Origin of the sequence: Mucilaginibacter sp. (genome assembly GCF_036568825.1) — a bacterium.
GTDB lineage: Bacteria > Bacteroidota > Bacteroidia > Sphingobacteriales > Sphingobacteriaceae > Mucilaginibacter.
The window spans coordinates 1-18,688 of sequence record NZ_DATCRU010000024.1 but is presented as its reverse complement, the minus strand read 5'-3'; the positions used below and the strand labels follow the sequence as shown (position 1 = coordinate 18,688).

Annotated in this window: 14 protein-coding genes; 7 read left to right on the top strand and 7 right to left on the bottom strand. The window is 43.3% G+C overall.

The window, feature by feature from the left end; genetic code table 11:
• Window positions 1-84: 84 nt before the first annotated feature.
• Both VIM89_RS04830 and VIM89_RS04825 read left to right on the top strand, forming a co-directional pair.
• Window positions 85-2,043, top strand: coding sequence for a tetratricopeptide repeat-containing sensor histidine kinase (locus VIM89_RS04830; RefSeq protein WP_488154999.1), 1,959 nt, complete (start codon window positions 85-87; stop codon window positions 2,041-2,043).
• Window positions 2,044-2,337: 294 nt separating this feature from the next.
• The gene (locus VIM89_RS04825; protein WP_488155013.1) at window positions 2,338-2,829 is read left to right on the top strand and encodes a DUF808 family protein; all 492 of its coding nucleotides are present in this window, start codon (window positions 2,338-2,340) and stop codon (window positions 2,827-2,829) included.
• Here the strand turns inward: VIM89_RS04825 and VIM89_RS04820 are convergent.
• Window positions 2,811-3,092, bottom strand: coding sequence for a hypothetical protein (locus tag VIM89_RS04820; RefSeq protein ID WP_488154998.1), 282 nt, complete (start codon window positions 3,090-3,092; stop codon window positions 2,811-2,813). The genes VIM89_RS04825 and VIM89_RS04820 overlap by 19 nt on opposite strands.
• Window positions 3,093-3,114: 22 nt before the next feature.
• Window positions 3,115-3,444 (bottom strand): hypothetical protein, encoded by a 330-nt coding sequence (locus VIM89_RS04815; protein WP_488154997.1) that lies wholly within the window; start codon window positions 3,442-3,444, stop codon window positions 3,115-3,117.
• Between the two features lie 167 nt (window positions 3,445-3,611).
• Here VIM89_RS04815 and VIM89_RS04810 point away from each other — a divergent pair, with 167 nt between their 5' ends.
• Window positions 3,612-4,361: a CPBP family glutamic-type intramembrane protease gene (locus VIM89_RS04810; RefSeq protein WP_488154996.1), complete on the top strand. Its 750-nt coding sequence runs from the start codon at window positions 3,612-3,614 to the stop codon at window positions 4,359-4,361.
• 532 nt (window positions 4,362-4,893) lie between these two features.
• Here the strand turns inward: VIM89_RS04810 and VIM89_RS04805 are convergent.
• The 3 genes from VIM89_RS04805 to VIM89_RS04795 all read right to left on the bottom strand — a co-directional run bounded on the left by VIM89_RS04805 (window position 4,894) and on the right by VIM89_RS04795 (window position 7,616).
• Window positions 4,894-5,499, bottom strand: a complete 606-nt coding sequence (locus VIM89_RS04805; protein ID WP_488154995.1) for a YceI family protein — start codon at window positions 5,497-5,499, stop codon at window positions 4,894-4,896.
• A gap of 68 nt (window positions 5,500-5,567) precedes the next feature.
• A complete protein-coding gene (locus VIM89_RS04800; RefSeq protein WP_488154994.1) occupies window positions 5,568-6,989 on the bottom strand; it encodes a hypothetical protein in 1,422 nt (473 codons plus the stop codon).
• A 42-nt stretch (window positions 6,990-7,031) separates the two neighbouring features.
• Window positions 7,032-7,616 (bottom strand): YceI family protein, encoded by a 585-nt coding sequence (locus VIM89_RS04795; RefSeq protein ID WP_488154993.1) that lies wholly within the window; start codon window positions 7,614-7,616, stop codon window positions 7,032-7,034.
• Window positions 7,617-7,827: 211 nt separating this feature from the next.
• Here VIM89_RS04795 and VIM89_RS04790 point away from each other — a divergent pair, with 211 nt between their 5' ends.
• From VIM89_RS04790 to VIM89_RS04775, 4 genes are all read left to right on the top strand, one after another.
• Entirely contained in the window at window positions 7,828-11,898 is a 4,071-nt protein-coding gene (locus tag VIM89_RS04790; protein WP_488154992.1) for a hybrid sensor histidine kinase/response regulator transcription factor, read from the top strand.
• 436 nt (window positions 11,899-12,334) lie between these two features.
• Complete coding sequence (locus tag VIM89_RS04785) at window positions 12,335-14,134, top strand: sensor histidine kinase (protein ID WP_488154991.1); 1,800 nt, start codon at window positions 12,335-12,337, stop codon at window positions 14,132-14,134.
• 1 nt (window position 14,135) lies between these two features.
• The gene (locus VIM89_RS04780) at window positions 14,136-14,576 is read left to right on the top strand and encodes a response regulator (protein ID WP_488154990.1); all 441 of its coding nucleotides are present in this window, start codon (window positions 14,136-14,138) and stop codon (window positions 14,574-14,576) included.
• A gap of 3 nt (window positions 14,577-14,579) precedes the next feature.
• Window positions 14,580-16,892 (top strand): PAS domain-containing sensor histidine kinase, encoded by a 2,313-nt coding sequence (locus VIM89_RS04775; protein WP_488154989.1) that lies wholly within the window; start codon window positions 14,580-14,582, stop codon window positions 16,890-16,892.
• Between the two features lie 55 nt (window positions 16,893-16,947).
• On the opposite strand, the gene VIM89_RS04770 is transcribed toward VIM89_RS04775, so the two are convergent.
• Both VIM89_RS04770 and VIM89_RS04765 read right to left on the bottom strand, forming a co-directional pair.
• On the bottom strand, window positions 16,948-17,358 hold the full coding sequence (locus VIM89_RS04770; RefSeq protein WP_488154988.1) for a response regulator: 411 nt from the start codon (window positions 17,356-17,358) through the stop codon (window positions 16,948-16,950).
• A 108-nt stretch (window positions 17,359-17,466) separates the two neighbouring features.
• The gene (locus VIM89_RS04765; protein WP_488154987.1) at window positions 17,467-18,447 is read right to left on the bottom strand and encodes a GlxA family transcriptional regulator; all 981 of its coding nucleotides are present in this window, start codon (window positions 18,445-18,447) and stop codon (window positions 17,467-17,469) included.
• Window positions 18,448-18,688: the final 241 nt, after the last annotated feature.

Below are 18,688 nucleotides of genomic sequence, written 5' to 3'. Positions count from 1 at the left end.
GGCCCAGCACAATATAACCAAAACGAAATAAACTAACCATTAATTAAACCTTCTGGAGCCTATTCCGTATACCTCCATTTTATTATGATCATGTGTCCGCGCTGGCTATTACTTGTCTTGTTCCTGCTACCCTCAATGGTCTTTGCGCAAAACGCCGGCATACTGCTGAAGCGGCTGAATAATGCCAGGGGCAAGGAAAAGACCGACCTCTACCTGGAGCTTAGCCGCAGCTATGCTGAAAACCAGCCTGACTCGGCGGTACATTGGATCAATGCAGGCTTGCAAGAGGCTGAAAACAGGAACGACGAGGCGGCGCAGGGCGCTTTGCTGCTCGAACTCGGTAAAATCAATGCCATGCACCATCATCCCGACCTGGCCCGCAAATTCTGTAACGAAGCGCTGAATATTTTCCGCAACCTGCATGATACCGAAGGGATGGCCCGTGCCTATGATACTATCGGCTTTTTAGATACAGCTAATGAAGGACCGGTATCAGCCTGGGATGATCTTAACCAGGCGATGAAGTATTACCGAGACAGCCATGATAGCTCCGGTGTGCTGGAGACTTACGCGGGTCTCGGCCGCGTTTTCGAAGAAAAAGGAGAAACCGTGAAAGCGCTTAACTATTATTTGCGAGCCCTCGCCCTGTATGAGCGGCGCAGGCAGAAGAATGAAGATTACTTTGTTTTACTGGAAAATATCGGGAACCTGTACCTGAAAAAAGGCGACCATCAATCGGCCCTGCACTATTTGCAGGAGGGCGTTCGCGATAGCGGAAGTATTGGCCGGCGGGATACTGAAGTCGACCTGATCGACGAAGAAGGAAAGGTTTATCAAAAAGAGGGAATGCAAAATCGCGCATTAATGCTTTATAAAAAGGCACTGACTGAAGCCAAACGGTATAACCAGCCGGAGGAGCAGGCAAAAGCGTTGATCAACATTGCTGGAATTTTAAAGAAGCAGAATACCAGGGGCAGCCTTAAGGACTTGCAGAGCGCTTTGCTGATCGCCAAACAGCTGCATGAACCGAAACTTGAGGAAAGTATCTATGAAGCATTAGCGGACGTTTACAGGCAGGAAAACAATTACCGGGAAGCTATGGATGCGCTACAGGACCAGCACCACCTGCTCGACAGCTTATTGCGTGCCGATACGGTAAAGGATATTGCAGCGCTCGACAGCAGCTATGCCCTCGAACGTTCGCTGGAAAGGATCGGACATCTGCAGGCGACCGATAAGCTTGTAAAGAAGGAACTCAACATCGGGATCATCATTTTAGTTGCTATTGCTCTCATTCTATTGTTCATATGGCTCTATTTAAAAAAAATAAAACAATTAAACAGGCAGTTAGCGGCTTCCAACCGTGTAAAGGACACTTTATTCTCCGTGATCGGCCACGACTTGAAGGGTCCAGCCAGCAGCGCGGTCCAGCTTTTCGAACTGATGGAAACCGAACACTTTACGGAGCAGGAAATACGTAGTATGATATCGGACCTGCATAAGCAAATGGCTGCGTCACTTGAACTTTTACAGGCGCTTTTCGAATGGGGACGTGCTCAGCTACAGGGCGTTAGCGCCAAGGCTGTTGAACTGAATCCGGTCGATGCGGTAACCCGCTGTTTTGACCTGCTGTCATGGCAGGCTGCTCAGAAAGGTATTCGTTTAAATAGTTTAGTCAGCGATAATTTAAGGATACTGGTAGATGCGGACCATTTTGAGCTCATCATTAGAAACCTTATGGCTAACGCTATCAAATTCAGCCATGAAAACGGAGCAGTTGCTGTCAGCGCGGTACTGTCAGCGGATCATACAGAAGCAATTTTTGCTATTCAGGATAACGGCGTCGGTATTAACAAAAAACAACAGGAATTATTCCAGACCAGCATTATGAAAGTAAATTTCGGTACCCGCAGGGAGAAAGGCAGCGGCCTGGGCCTAATGCTGGTCAAGGACTTTGTCAAAGCAAATAAGGGCCGGATATGGTTAAACAGTAATGAAGGGGAAGGAGCAACTTTCTTTGTTGCCCTGCCGGTGGCCGCATAGCGTTCTGCTGTGGTTTCCGAAATCAGGCATCGCCCTTTAGGGGTCGTACCTTGAAAGTCTTTACAGCCAAGGAGTAAATCCTCAAACAGCATCGGCAACCGGGTTCCTTCCGGCTTCATTCAGAGACCATGCGAATCATCAAGTGACTTGCTATAGTTTAGTTTCCTTCCCACTGCGCACTGCGGAATAGAATTTCAGGTCCAGCTCTTTTTTCATTGGCCGGATAATGAGGAAACCGACCCTTCGGGTGAACACAATACAATTGGGCGTAACGCCGACTAGTACTTTTGGCCAATCAGCCACCTTCCGGAACAGGTAAAGATCCGCTCAGCTATCGCGACCGATTTTATCCTGTCGATCGAGATCGTGATCATTGCTTTAGGCACTGTATTGGATGCGCCTTTATTAATCCGGGTCACGACTGTCTCACTGACTGCATTGCTGGCGACTATCGGTGTCTACGGCATCGTTGCGCTCATCGTCCGCATGGATGACGCGGGTTACAGGCTGATGCGCGCTTCGGGCAATAAAGTTTTCCCGGTCCATATGGGCCGATTACTGGTTAAGGCGCTGCCTGTCGTCATCCGCTTTCTCGGTCTGGCGGGAACGCTGGCTTTGGTGCTCGTGTCTGGCGGTATCCTGATCCACCAGTTGGGATTCCTTAATGACCTTTTTCCGGTATTGCCGGCCTTCTTCAAAGAAATTGCGGCCTGTTTGCTGGGCGGACTGATCACAGTAGGACTGGTCAAACTTTTGCGGTCGATCCGTCACTTCATCAAAATATAAAGCGCAATAACCGCTAACAACTGGATAACTATTGTCGCAGAAAGTCTGATGACACCCCTTATGCGCAATGGCACAAAAAGATATGCTAGGATCGATGAAACATAAACGACGGATACAAAGCCTGTAATAACAACCGGATTTGGCCCTTCAGCGTCATGGAAAAATACGAACAGTATCCTGGAAAAAATGAAAGCTGTTACTGCCAGCAGGATCAGCGAAACCTTTCTCGAGTGGAAGTAAAAATCAACAGTGTGTGCAGCCATATCTAAATTTTTAATAATACGATCAATTCCAATAAGTGCCAGCCAGACCCAAAACCGAACCTAACCATAAAGATATAACAAAGATCAGCAGGCCGAAGCTAGTCAGTGACACCTTCGCCCAAACCGGTTGTTTTACCAACGTCCGGAAGAATTGAAAGGCCGCGCCGCCCAAGGCAGTTGCGACCGTAACCACCAATAGAGGCCGCAGCATCCAGTAAGGCCCCCACTCTGGTTTGCCGCCGTCGTTCTGCGACAGAAATAAGGCCATTACGGCCAAGCCGATACCCGCTCCTATCAATGCGGGTTTAAAAAACCGTTTTGGGGAAAGCGGGTGTAATGTCAACATGCTCATAATCATCATTTTTAATTATCTCACAAAGATACATAAAAGTACTTTGTATTTCAAAGTGCATTTTAAAAAAATTAGTCATTTCCCTCCTCTGCCGGAATAAATTAACGGTATATAACGTATATGAAGATAATCTATTCGACATATTGTGGGAATTACTAAATTTAGTCATGCATTTGTTATCAGCTGTTGTCCCAACATGTATTTTTTTGCTGGTCACACTTTTTGCAATATTCTTTACCCGCGTTAAGATTGACGCAAATTTTCTGTTACTTGCTTTCACAGCCATTGGCTACGCATTTCTTTTAAACCTGCCACGCAATTTTCAAGAACTTCAATTTGTTAATTCACGATGGAATTGGAGCGGAAAAATTTTTGCAACGCTATTTGCATTCGGATGTATTGCAGTCTTCAAAAATAGGTTGTCATCTGCAAAGGTAGGCCTTACCACAACTTTCCTACCTGCTTCCTTTAGACCATGTTTGGTCTTTACTGCAGGTTATCTTTTTGTCATTTGTGCAGGTTCATTCCTTTTTCAGGGAAAATTACCTCATTCAATGAGCACAGATGATATCCTTTGGAATACTACAGTATTACCTGATTTTTCAGAAGAACTCATGGAACGAGGAATACTGCTGTTGTTACTTGATCATATTTTTTCAAAAGAATGGCTTTTTTTCAATGCCAAGATTGGCCCAGGTATGCTCTTGGTCTGCCTTTTATTTGGGTTTGAGCATGGACTGATGGTAAATTATCAATTTAGATTCACTTTCGATGCCTTCAGCTTTTTCAGGACATTTTTTATTTCAGCACTGGCTTTTACATGGCTGAAAGAGAGGTCAGGCAACCTCATCTTTCCAACCATCGCTCATTTCGGGACAGAAATGATATTGACTATCATAATAACGATTTTCTTTTAGTGATTTACAAGATTTAACACATATTATTTTTAGAGGAACCCATCACGATAGGCTCTCGGGAAAGACAGCTAAACAGGCAATGAACGTTTATCACCCAGTTATAATATAGTCGTAAAAGGACACAGGGGACACTTGATGCGGGAAAGTAAGGAAGGTGAATGGTCGGAGTTCAGAGTGATGCTGACTTTGGGGGAATAAAATTATTGAAGTGTACAAGTATGAACGCAACCTCCTTGTATATCTCTTAGATTAATTATATCTTTGATAAGGGAATAAGAAACATTAATTAAATCTAATTAAATCGTGTCAAAATAACTGGTGCCCAAATTGGTGCCCTGCTTTGATAAAAGATGATAAAAACGTGCATTTAAAGCACCAAATGATATGAAACAGAATCCCAGCAGGATCACGAAAAGGAGATATTCAAATTTGAATGTCTCTTTTTTTGTTTACGGCTACATCATATGATAAACACTTAACCTATTGGCCTTAAGCAAAAAGTGATTCGATAATTTTTAAGACATGGGATTAATCAATTACTGGCAATGATCCTGTTATTAGCCAAAAATGTGGTTGTGAAGCTGATAGTAATTAAATCTTTTGCTTTTACAATTCCCCAAAGAACGCTCGGAGGGGCAATGCCATAATCAGTCATTTTTACTTCGTACGTACCGTCTATCATCATTTTCTTATCTTCACTAAAAGTAATTTTCATAGGCATTGTTACTTCCCGCGTAACGCCCGCAATGGTAAGGCGCCCGCTGGCCATTATTGAGTAGGGGCTTAATCCACAACAAATATTAGCGATTGGTTCGTCCAGAATAAATGTTATTTCCGGAAATTTATCTGCTTTCAAAGCTTTACGGGTGCTACTGTTCAGAATAGGGTATTCATCGCATTTTATGGAATTTACCTGCATTACTATTTTAAACACTTGCAGCGTGAAGCTTTTATCCAAATTCTTTCTCACCTCTCCGCTTCCAAAAATTTTTTCTATTCTTTCTTTCCAGGCATTAAAATTTGAGGTTCCCTTAATAGTGGCCAGGTAACTGCAAAGTGAATAGTTGCTTTGAGCGTTAACATAGCTTCCATTAACAAACAGAAAGGCCGTGAGCACCAAAATTTTAAGAAATTTCATTGTAAAACATGCATCAAATCTTTCACTCAATAAACACTTACAGCTAAGCTGTTAGCAACAATCAGGCACTAAAATGCTATGGACGCCTCCAGGGAAACCCCATGAAACTTTGCCCCATTCAGGATATTGTAGGGGGAATAGTTCAAATACTCCTGGTTAACATATTCGGCCTTTGCCATAATATTTTTAGTTAGGAACCACCCTATCGAACCCGCCTCGCGGTTAACCTTAATATTAGTCGTGCTGCCTTGCAGCAATGCGGTTACGGTATTGTAGCGAAAGCCGACCCAAAAATTTTGCTTGTCTTCAGGGAAACGGTATATCAGATCGGCGGCATACTGAGTTGCCTGGCGGTTAGTTGCTTCCGAAATGGCTCTCCCATGGGCCCTTTCAATCGTACCGAAGAATTCCAGGCCCTTGTATTTCAGAAACAAGTTGCCCATATAAGTGTGAACCTCTTCTGTAAACGCAGGGTTTAATCTCGCTGTCCATGGATAGTAGTCGTATTGGTCCGCCTGCACGTTTGCAAGTACTGTTGCCTGGGATATAGCCGCGCTTTCTAAAACATTAAAATAATGCGATCCTGTACGGTCCCCAAAAAAAAGGCTGTTGTTCTGCGAACTGTTTACTGTATAAACAGAGCCTGTAATTCTCAACCTGAAGTCCTTATTCAATTGCTTATCAAAACCGATCTTGCCAAGAAAGGCAGGATCATATTTATTTAACTTGTGTGTTGCCGAGTCGACAGCATTATATACTGTAGCTACCGTAGTTCCTTGTAAAACGGTTGTAGTACCTGCAGTAACGGTTTGATCCAGTTCCCCGTCGGTAACGCCCCCCATCAGGAAAAAGCCGGATGGGCTATGGTAATAAACTTCTGCGCCCAGTTCTGTCGCAAATTCGTCCATGATATAGTTTTCAATAAATGGGTTGAATATGGTATTGCCGCCGTCAGTCCTGCGAAAGTGCTGGTCGCCATAATCGATGTCATTCTGGCCGATATTAATAGTGACATATTTCATTATATTATCGATGATATCACTATGAAAAAATGGCAACTTATCAAATTGGATGTATCCTCCCTTTACCCAGGTGTTTTCATGATGTCTTGTGGCCAGGTACGATGTCAGGTTCATACGTACGCCGTCAGCTAACTGGATGTCAAAAACCAGGTTTGCCTGTGGCAACTGGAATGCATGCGTAATGGGTAGCAGTGTATTTATACTCGATGTAAATCCTTGAGGAGTTAACGGCAATGCAGTATTCTGTTGGTTTAATGCCTGGTAAGTCAGTTCAAAATTACCGCCAATCTTTACTTTTAATCCTTTAAAAGGAACCGAGTCTTTCTTGGTGGTCTCAAACACGTTTATGCCATGCTGGTTATTTGGCCTGTAAAACTGCATTCCATTCTCCTGGGCCATGGCAGTGAACCCGGCACAGAGAAATATAATCGTTAATGATCTACTAAGTAAAGTAAAAGTTTTTTTCATGTCTTGATTTAAAAGTGTGATTGAGGTGGATTTAGATTGTTATTAGTTAAGTGATGAAAAGCTTGTTTTAAAATTTATAGTGACGATATCCCTGGTCTTTAACATTCCCAAAAGCGCTGTCGGGGGGTCAATTCCATAGTCGGTCATTTTTATCTGCTGTACTCCGTCTATAATTATTTTTTTGTCTCCGTTACAAGTGATCTTCACCGGGATTATTATTGGCCTGGTTACCCCGGCGATGGTGAGGCGTCCTTTTGCAGATACCGGATAGGCATTCGCACCATACGGAATATTAGCGACAGGTTCAGTAAGCGTAAGGGTAATTTCAGGATATTTATCACCTTTTAATGCTTTGTAGGTTCTGGTGATCATCCCCGATTCGTCACTTTTGATTGAATTTACCTGTACTATTATGTTAAGCGTTTCGAGTGAAATGCTTTTATCGGAGGCTTGCTTTACATCTCCCTTGCCAGAAATTTTTTCAACCCTTTCACTCCAGTTATGAAGGTTCGATGTGCCATTAATGGTGACTGTTTGAGTTGAAAGGGAGTAGTTGTCTTGCGCCATCAGGTTATTTGTGGCGATAAATAAACCCAAAACAAGGGCAGTGATTTTGATGGGGGTCATGATCAGGATCAATGTTTAAATACCTTACCTAAGTTGCTAACAAACAGGATATTAGCGTTAGTAGTATTCGGTCAGGTTATTGTATATTTAAATCCATTGTCAGGACAAATTGTGCAGCAATGGGATTTTTTGGTCTTTTTTTTCCTGCCCGGTTGATTTGGCAAAAAAGTGATTAATTTAGGTAGGCCACTAAAATGGCGAGTTTTAGCCGATGCAACCCCTGCGATATCTATTTTTTACCCTGATTATTTTACTCACCTATTCCTTTGCCCTGGCCCAATTGGTTCCACCTGATAAAATAAAGGCGTTAACAACTGATGACGGGCTGCCGCAGGGTTTTATTACCGGTGTTGTGCAGGATGCAAAAGGGTTTATCTGGATAAGCACTCCGGACGGACTTGCCCGTTATGATGGCCGCACTTTTAAGAATTTTCGCCATGATGAGGCCGTACCTGCTTCGCTTGCCTCAAATATTATTGACAGGATTGTTCTAGATAATGAAAACCATATATGGCTTCAATATGATAATGGCCAGCGCGACCTTTTTGACCCGGTTACCGAAAAGACGCGGCACGTTTCGCAGGAAAAGGCGTTTGCCTGGTTGACTGAGGAACGTTCAGGTGCGTATGATGGTATATGTGAAGATAACCGCAATCGTATCTACATTCTGTCCGTCAATAACCAGGCCTCAAAAAGGAAGCTAAGATATTTTTCGTGGAAGGATGAAAAAGCGGTTGAATTGAAGCTACCGGGCGGCGAGTTTCCAATGGATATGGGGATCGACCAGGATAATAACCTTTGGGTAACCGGCAACCGGTCACTTTACGTCTCCGTTGATCATCAGCCGCTAAAAAGAATCTGCACATTGCCATCAGGGTTGGCTATACCGTCTCCTAACCAACCTTTTTGGGAATTTCGTTATATAAAAGCCATTGAAAAAGGGCGGCTTTTATGCTATAACGGGCGCGAGGCCTGGATATATAACATCCCGGGTGATAGCTGGCAGAAAATCCCCATCCCGGATGGCATAGCGGGCAATATTGTCTATTTTGAGCCCGGACAGGACGGGTTTTTATATTTTTTTTCGGGGAAAGCGGTGTACCGTATCGATAAGAACTACAACTTTTTACCCATTTGGATCAATGATACAAAAAACAATTTTATCAACGCCAGGATTGACCGGTCCAATATCATTTGGGTGGGTACAGACACTTTCGGAGTACGGCTTATTAATCTGAATAATTCGGGTTTTGGCTCCTACAAGTACAACTTCGGTACTTTTTTTGACATTATACTCCAGTCATGCAGGGCCCGGGTCGATAAAAACGATATGGAAACCTATATGGCCTACATGAGCCGTTGGGCCAGGGACACCAGCGGAGCCATTTGGCTGACACGATTACCTTATCACCATATTGATGGTCAAAAGCTAACGCGAACCGGCTTTGTAACAGTATCGGGCGGAAAACTCTCCATCCGCAACATAAAGCTACCGGGCGCACCAGATACTGCTCTTTATATATCGAATTTTGCCTTCGACAAGCACAATCGTTGCTGGGCAACATTAACGACCTGGTTTGGTCCTGATCAGTTGGCTAAGGTGGACATCAAAAATAACAGGTTCGCAGACAGTGTTTGCATTGCGCCAAAAGGCGAGCATGCTGCATATCTTCTTGCGGTTGATGATAAATTATGCGTGGTGTATCCGGATGCCCTCCAGTTTTACGACCCGCAAACAAAACAGTCGGTTCTTTATAAAGATCAACCCGGCGCTGCTGTTTTTCGCCGAACCACACTGCTTATGGCAGTCCGTGATCCATTTAAAAAAAACATCCTTTGGGTGTCCACACGTGGAACCGGGCTTATAAAGTTTGACATGGCTAAGGGAACGGCAACCCCGCTGACCGAAAAGGACGGCTTACCCAACAATACGGTTTACGCCATAGTGCCCGACAAACACGGTTATCTATGGTGCAGCAGTAATAAGGGTATTTTTAAATTCGATCCGGTTAATGGTAAGGTATTGCTTTCCTTTTTCAAAAAAGATGGTTTACAGGGCAACGAATTTAACCGTTATCAATTTCTTGCATTGCCCGACGGACACATTGCCTTTGGCGGGACAAACGGAGCGACCTTGTTCTGTCCCGATTCCATCAGGCTCGACAACTATAAAACTCCCGTCGCTGTCACCGGCATCCAGGTTAATGACAATGAGCTTTCAACTTATACTGACCGGCAGGATAGACCAGTTTCAGATATCGATACCTTATCTCTGCCCTTCGATTTGAATTTTCTGACTTTTCATTTTGCCGGACTGGAATACAATGACCCCGAAAAGCTTCAATACCGTTTCATGCTGACCGGCGTTGACAAAAAATGGAATAACTCCGGCACACAAAACCTGGCCAGCTACACCAACCTTGCACCCGGAAGCTACACCTTTAAGGTAAATGCCAGCAATACATCGGGCACATGGAGCGACAAGGTAAAAACGATCTATATTTATATTGCCCCCCCATGGTGGCGCACCTGGGCGGCTTATATTTGTTATCTTATTATCCTGATCCTGGTCATTCGCGCCGCACTGAGATTTATGAATAACCGTACCCGGTTAAAAACCCAGCTGAGTTTTGAGCAGGCCGAAACCAGGCGGATACAAGAGCTGGACCTGGCTAAAACCCGGTTTTACGCCAACATCAGCCATGAATTCAGAACGCCGCTTACCGTGATTTTAGGGATGGCCAGAAGCCTAGCGTCGGACCATGCAAAGGATTTAAAAACCGGCACAGAAATGATTATCAGAAACGGCCAAAGTTTATTAAATCTTGTCAACAGTATGCTGGACCTGTCGAAATTGCAAAGCGGCAAAATGGCACTCAACTACATCAAAGGAGATTTAATTACTTTTTTACGGTATATCGTCGAATCCTTTCACTCGCTGGCGCAAAATCAGCAAAAACAATTACATTTTTTGTCCGAACTGGAAAACTATTATACGGAATATGATGCGGAGAAAATGCGCCAGATAATTTCAAATTTATTATCCAATGCACTAAAGTTTACCCCGGCCGGGGGCAATATTTATATTTCGGTAAATTTCTGGGAATATACATCTGCAAATGAAAGTACCCGTTTTTTTATCATAAAAATAAAGGATACAGGAACAGGCATCCCCGAAGATAAATTGCCTTTTATTTTTGACCGTTTTTACCAGGTTGATTCCGGTAACAGCCGGACAACAGAAGGCACGGGTATCGGCCTTGCGCTTACAAAAGAATTGGTGAAATTGATGCAGGGTAAAATTTCAGTAAAAAGTCCGCCGCCTGGTGTAAAAAAAGGAACAGAATTTACCGTAGAACTGCCATTGGAAAGCCTGCAGGCGAGCTACGAAATGATTGAACAGCCCTGGTTGAATGAAAAAGAGAAAAATATCTCTTTAAGTGAAAATAACCTGCAACACAACTACACTGAAACATCAAAAATAAATAATGACAAACCCCTAATATTATTAGTGGAAGACAATGCAGATGTTGTGGCTTATACTGCATCTTGTTTACCCGGTTACCGGCTCGCAGTAGCAAGAGACGGAATAGAAGGAATTGAACTGGCAGCCGAACTTATACCCGATTTAATAATCTCAGACGTGATGATGCCACGCTTGGACGGTTTTGAATTATTAAATAAAATAAAATCGGGTGAATATACAAGCCATATTCCGGTCATCATGCTTACCGCAAAAGCCGACCATGAAAGCAAAATGGAAGGGATAACTAAAGGCGCCGATGCTTACCTGGAAAAGCCCTTTAACGCTGATGAATTACAGCTACGCGTAAACAAATTGCTTGAGCTTAGAAAAGTGCTGCAACTATTTTATTTGAAGAAAGCAGGGCTTTCCAATACGCAGCCCGCAGTAATTGGATCAGATATAAGTCCTGAAAGTATTGCCACAGAATCTGAAGATAAATTTATAATCAAACTCAGGAAGATCATAGAAACTCACCTTTCGGAGACCGATTTTAGTGTAGAGCAGCTATGTAGCGAAGTATTTATGAGCCACTCTAAGTTACACCGAAAACTTGATGCGCTCACCGGTTGTCCCCCCAATAAGTTTATCCGCATTATCAGGTTAAAAAAAGCAAAGGAATTATTACGGGACACCGAAGTCAGTATATCTTCCGTTGCCATTGATTGTGGTTTCAACGATCCGGGATATTTCGCGAGAGTTTTCAAACAGGAATTTGGTGTTACGCCAAATGAGTGGAGAACAGGAGTAAAAGAATGACGTGCCCGGCTGTATAAGCGGGAAGAAATTAAATTTCTTCATGCTTATTATTTATTTACCCCTCTCTAAGGTGCAACGACTTTTTTACATCGTTAACAGCCTTAAACTATATGCAATATAAAATTTAGTTAAACCTATTCCTCTCTATTTTCGTAAAAACAAATAAAACAATTGCTTATTATTTAACAAATAAGTTCTTTATCCTATTGGTTTATGTAACCAAGGGCTCAAAAAACCGCATCACCTGCATAAAACTATTAGCTCTCCCCCAATTTAAAAATGGGTGAAAACACGGTTTAATTAAAAGGCAATAAATGTTAAATTTGTTGCAATCCCCTGATTATTTAACTGCCAACGGCGAAGGCACTGCCGTAATGTGCCATACCTATAAACACTATCAAATTATTTCCGGGTTCCCCTACCCTGACCGAACAATATGGTACATAATTTAAGAACCCGGCTTTTGCTTGGCAAATTGTCTATCAGGCAACGCCTGCCTCTTCTTATCTGCGGTTTGCTGCTTTTTACGATCACCATTTATGGTTTTCTGAACTATTATAGCCTAAGGAAAGCGGCTCTTGCCATTGGGAAAGTGCGTATTAGTCTGCTGGCCAACCAGATTAGTGGTATGCTGGGACAGCAGGCCCAAGGTGTACGCAAAACAACCCGTGCTACCGCTGCTGAGAAAAGTATTATAGCATACCTCCGTACCCATAATGATCAATATCGTGCTGATGCACTTAACCTGATGGATAAATTACATCGTGACAGCACCTGGGTATCTGTGGAGCTGATTGATACGAACAGGCAGACAGTACTTCGCTCGAATAAATCTACAGTCCATGTTCCTGTCCCGTTGAGTGAGGTATTATTATCTACACCCGCAATGCCAGACTCCTGCCGGATTGGTCGGTTTTATGCCACGAGTGGTTCACTTTATTATCCGATAATAGCGGGTGTTTCCGATAATGGGAAACTTTGCGGTTATTTGGTCATCTGGCAATTGCTTCATGCCACGCCACAGGCCGTTGCCCAGTTATCTCAATTGATGGGAAGCGGTGCACGCCTTTATTTGGGTAATGCAGATGCAAGTATCTGGACTGATATGATAAAACCTGTATCAGGGCCACCTCTTCACATTGGGCACCAGGACGAACTTATTGAATATAATGACCAGGATAGCGGAACGCTGTATGCCAAAGCACAACCGGTTTTCCATACACCATGGCTGGCAGTTATCGTATTCCCCGAAAAAAATATTCTCGAAGGCACGCAAAGCCTTATTCCGTGGATATTGTTGTTTGGCGTAATATTAATGGTTATAGGCATACTTGCTGCACGTATTGTAAGCCGTGATATTACGAAACCCTTGAATGAGTTGACAGATGCAGCAAGAGCCATGCCGGGAGAACAACTGCAACCAATAATTATCGATGTACCCGGAAATGATGAATTGGGGCAACTGGCGGCAGCCTTTAACCGGATGACCAACCAGATCTACCTAATGTGGCAGGGACTGGAACAAAAAGTACAGGACCGTACCTGGCAACTGGAGCGTGCTAACAAGGAGCTCGATGCTTTCTCCTACTCCGTATCACACGACCTTAGAACTCCGCTTCGTGCAATTAACGGGTATGCTGTTATGTTGAAGGAAGATTATGGTCCGCAATTCGACGCAGAAGGAAACCGGATCATTAACAACATCGTCACCAATGCTACGCGGATGGGGCGGCTTATTGACGATCTGCTGGCCTTTTCCAAGTTAGGTAAAAAGGACCTGGCACTAACACATGTCGATATGCAGGGGCTGGCACACACCGTTGTAAATGAATTACTGCAAAACGAAGACGATAAAGATTACGATATTCAAATAACCGGCCTTCCTCCTGTAGAAGCTGATGCAGGTATGATCAGGCAGGTTCTGATGAACCTTGTAAGCAACGCTATCAAGTACTCATCAAAAAAGGAACATCCTGTGATCCGGATCGGGGGCGAAGATTATGATAATTATGCTGTTTATTTCGTAAAGGACAATGGCGCCGGCTTTGACATGGCTTATTCTGATAAGCTATTTGGCGTTTTTCAGCGCCTGCACTCGCAGGAAGAATTTGAGGGAACAGGCGTGGGTTTGGCACTTGTAAAACGGATCATCGACAAACATCATGGAACAGTGCGTGCCGAAGGCAAGGAAGGACAAGGAGCAACTTTCTATTTTCATTTACCTAAAAAAATATAATATGAACGACAACAAAGTGGAGATCTTATTGGTCGAGGATAATCCGCACGATGCAGAACTGACCATCCGGGCCTTAAAAAAATCTAATCTTGCCAATCGTCTGATCCATGTGTCTGATGGAGCCGAAGCCCTTGATTTTCTTTTTGCAAGAGGGATATATGCGGACCGGAATATCAGCAACAGGCCAAAGGTTATTTTGCTGGATATCAAAATGCCAAAAGTAGACGGGATTGAGGTTCTGCGCCAGCTTAAAGCAAATGAGGCCACACGCACAATTCCAGTTGTTATTATGACTTCATCCAAAGAAGAACAGGATATTATCACCAGCTATGATCTTGGCGTGAACAGCTACGTGGTTAAGCCTGTCGATTTTGAAGGATTTGCCAAAGCCGTTTCAGAACTTGGTTTTTACTGGCTTATTACAAATCAGGGTATTGATTAATATATGGATCACAGTTTAAAAATACTTCACCTGGAGGATATTGACAGCGATGCTGAACTGGTGGACCGCGCGTTAAAGAAGGCGGGCATTACTTTTGAAAAATGCCTGGTTGATACCCGGCAGGAGTACATAGAAGCACTTGAGGTTTTTCAACCAGATGTTATCCTGTCGGATCATTCATTACCTACGTTCAATTCGCTCGAAGCGCTGAACCTGTTAAAGGCAAGCGGTAGGAATATTCCTTTTATACTGATCACTTCTACTGTTTCTGAAGAATTCGCCGTTAGTGTAATGATGGAAGGCGCGAGCGACTATGTATTAAAAGACCGTTTGCAACGGTTGCCCAGTGCGGTTACCAATGCAGTTGAAAAATACCGGTCTAATGCCCAAACACAGCTTTACCTTAACCGGGTAGTGGCGAGTGAAGCGTTGTTTAGCAAAGCCGAATTGCTGGCCGGGTTCGGAACCTGGCGGCTTGACCTTAAAACCGGAAAGCTGGAATGGTCGCAGGGTTATTATCTTTTGCTGGGTTATGCCCCGGGAGAGGTTGAACCATCACAGGAGAATTTTTTCAAGAATATACATCCTGACGACATTCCGGAAGTGCAAAGCAATTTCACTAATGCAGTTGAACAAAAACAGCCTGCCGAAGTCGATTTTCGCATCATTGGTAAGGATGGCGATATCCGGTACCTGCATGCACAGATGGAATTAGAATTGGATAGCCAGGATGAGCCAGGCTATATCATAGGTTTTGGCCAGAACATTACCCGTTCTAAACTTGCCCAGCTTGAAGTAGAACAAAAAATAGAGGAATTGAAAGAAGCGCACGAACGGCAAACAGGCATACTTAATGCTCTTCCTGCAAATGTGGTCCTGCTTAACGAAAACTGTAAGATCGTAGCTGTTAACGAATCCTGGAGAAAACTAACCAATGCCAACAATCTTGGTATACCCCGGTATGGAATAGGCTATAATTATATGACTATCTCTGAAAAAGCTACAGGTGTAGATCCAGGTACCGGAAAGGAGATCACTCGTGGTGTAATGTCGGTAATTACAGGTGCTGCCAGAACCTTTACCATGGAATATTCCTGCAACATACAGCAGCAAAAAGTATGGTTCCAGCTCATAGCCGCTCCTTTGGCGGATAAGACGCAGAAAGGCGCTGTTATCCTGCATGTCGATATCACCTCACGGAAGTTGGATGAACAATCACGGCACCGGGCAGACGCCAATTTGAGAACCATTTTCGAGAACACGGATATCGCCTATGTGCTTTGCGACGCCGGGCATCATATAATATCGTTTAATAACCGCGCAAGTGAGCTTTGCCTGGAACAATCCGGCAAAAAATTGAAACCTGGCAGCTATGCTTTTAGCTATTTTCCCAAAAACAGGGTTCCGCGCATGCAGCAAGCGATCAAAAAAGCTAAAAATGACGAAATGGTGAGCTATGAAACCAGCTACGAACTGGCCGATGGCACCGAAAAGTGGTACGATGTACGGTGGGCAGGGGTCATGGGTGAAGATGAGGAAAACATGGGTTACCTGCTGGCTTTTAAGGACATCACCGAAAGAAAGCTATCAGACATGGAACGTGTACGGGTTACCAATGACCTGGTGCAGCGTAACAAAGACCTGGAGCAATTCACTTATATTGTCTCGCATAATCTCCGGGCGCCGGTAGCGAATATTATCGGGCTCTCCCATCTGCTGAATGTGCTCGACCTTGATGATACTGAATATGAAGAGATCAAACTGGCGCTGCATACAGCAATTACTACGCTCGACAGCACAATTATCGATTTAAACCATATCCTGGAAGTAAGCAGCAAAGCCAACGAACGCAGCGAACAAGTCTCATTTCGTGCTTTGATAGCTGATATCACGCTCAGTCTGAATCATTTAATTGAAAGCGAACACGCCATTGTTTCTTATCACTTCAGTGAAGTTGAAGAGATGGCCGGTATCAAGAGCTATTTGTACAGTATATTCTATAACCTGATCCTGAACGGTATTAAATATCGCAGGCCAGGTATAGATCCGGTTATTACTGTATCAGGTTACAAAACAGATGGAGGAGGCACCTGTATTAAATTCCAGGACAATGGAAAAGGTATTGAAGAAAAGAATCTTAAAAATCTGTTCGGCTTGTATAAACGGTTCGATACTCATGTTGAGGGTAAAGGGATGGGGCTTTTCATGGTGAAAATGCAGGTTGAATCAATGGGCGGTTCCATCAGTGCAGAAAGCGAGCCTGAAAAAGGTTCAACCTTTATCATAGAGTTTCCCGATCTGACAAGCAAATATTGATCAGTGATCAATTTCATAGTTGCAAAAAAATAAGGGGTAATAATTGATTATTATCCTAAACTGTTGCTTCCTTAGCGTTAAAAAATTCACGGATTTTGGTTACGTCCAATGGCTTGCAGATAAAATCTTTTACCTCCGGGTATTCGCGTGCACGATTGATGTCTTCGCTAAAAACGGTTGAAGACAAAATAAAAATAGCAGATTTGCCTTCAGGATCGATGTTTTGGTGAGTGTATTCGTCTAGAAACTCCCATCCGTTCATAACCGGCATATTGATATCAAGCAGAATAACATCGGGTAATTTTGAAGCATCATGTTTCATTTCCAATAACAGGTCAATAGCTTGTTTACCATGCAGGCAAGAGGTTACCTCTGCACCAGGCAAGGCTTTTTGGATAAGCCTGGTAGCAATGTAATTGTTGATCTCTTCGTCTTCAACAAGCAATATGCGGATCGGATCGTTCATGATATAACTTGCATACGAAAACCATTATGCAAAAGTTATGTACCATTCACGTTACAATAACACGCAACACGCTGAGATTGAGCAAGTGTACATATTGATGAGTTTGTATCAGCCTGCGGTTTCCTTATTATATCTTCCCCGGTACTCCAGCGGCGACATACCGGTAACTTTTCTGAATACTTCGCGGAAAGCTTTCTCATCCGAATAGCCTACATCATACATTACTTCATTAACGGTTTTACGACTGCTTTCGAAAGACCGCTTGGCCGATTCGATCTTTACCCTTTGCAAGTATTCAAGCGGCGTATTGCCGGTGGCTTTGATAAATCTGCGGTCGAAATGCCGCCTGCCAATAGCAAATTTAGATGACAGGTATTCAACCGATATCTTTTCGTGCAGGTTGTTTTCCATATAAGTTTGCGCTTCTCTAACCAAATCATCGCCATGTTGCTTTTGCCCTTTAAATATGATGAATGCAGATTGACTTTGCCTGTCCATTTCGATCTGAAAAACTTTAGAACAATAAATAGCTGTTTGCCTGTCGAAATATTTTTCAACCAGGTAGATCAATAGATTCAAAAATGAATAAGCACCCCCATTAGTGTAGATGCCATTCTCATCCGTGATCAGTTTATCGGTTTGCAAGTTTACTTTCGGGAACATCGTTCTTAAACTATCAGCAACTATCCAATGGGTTGAACAGATCTTGCCATCCAATAAACCAGTTGATGCCAGAAGGAACGCTCCCGAACATATACTTGCTATTTCGGCACCCTTTTTATATTGCTCCGCTATCCAGCTAACAATTGCCTGATTTCCCTTTACCGCGTTTTCATAATTATGGCTCAGCGAAGGAATAATAACGAGGTCAGTTTTGGCGATATCCGAAATATGGATATGCGGCTTTATAGTTACCAGCCCGTCAAAATATTCTACCTTTTCCGAAATACCGGCGACTTCTATTTTAAATGCTTCTCTTTTGCCTGCCTCTGTCCAGCAAAGGTTGGCCCTTGTCATTATTTTATATGCCCCTATTACGCTGCTTGCATTGTTTGGTCCATCAGGAGCAAGTATCGTGATGTGTTTCATCAGATTATTTTTTAATAAAGATAGGTATTTAGCCATGTCCAAATCAACCCGTTAGAAAGTCTATTTTGCACATGCTTAAACCGAAGATCAGGCTGTAACTTTGATTAATAAATCAATAAAGCCATGAATAATCAGGATTTCAGCGTTTCTTTTTTAGTTGACAAAACACCACAGCAAGCCTATGACGCCATCAATGATGTGCGCGGATTGTGGTCGGGAGAAATTGAAGGCAATACCGACA